Genomic DNA, 488 nt, shown 5'->3' on the forward strand with positions numbered 1-488 from the left:
ACAAGCAGAAGGTCATGTCGTGAAGAAGAGCAGATACACTGAAGAACAGATTACATTTGCGTTGAAGCAGGCAGAGCTGGGCACGCCGGCAGCTGAGGTGTGCTGCAAGATGGGCATCAGCGATGCGACGTTCTATAACTGGCGCCAGAAGTATGGGGGTCTAGGCCCGTCGGAGCTGCGTCGCCTGAAGCAGCTCGAAGAGGAGAACACGAAGCTCAAGCGGCTGGTGGCGGAGCTGTCGCTGGACAAATCCATGTTGCAGGATGTGCTATCAAAAAAGCTTTGAAGCCTTCCCGGCTGCGTGAACTCACGACGGATTGGGTGCAACGCTTTGGCGTGAGCCAGCGCCTGGCCTGCAGGGTACTGAAGTTGTCGCGTTCGGTGTACAGCTATCAGTCAATCGCACGAGATTCGAACGCGATTATGCTGCGCATCAAGCAGATTATGCAAACACGCGTGCACTACGGCTATCGTCGGGTGCATGTGAT

Annotated in this window: 1 pseudogene; it reads left to right on the forward strand. The window is 55.3% G+C overall.

Features of this window, described 5'->3' with window-relative positions:
- Window positions 1–19 precede the first annotated feature (19 nt).
- A pseudogene (locus KPG66_RS17010) lies at window positions 20–488 on the forward strand (transposase); the annotation flags it as partial.

The sequence above is a fragment of the Mycetohabitans sp. B2 genome, from assembly GCF_021733735.1.
In the GTDB taxonomy this organism is placed as follows: domain Bacteria; phylum Pseudomonadota; class Gammaproteobacteria; order Burkholderiales; family Burkholderiaceae; genus Mycetohabitans; species Mycetohabitans rhizoxinica.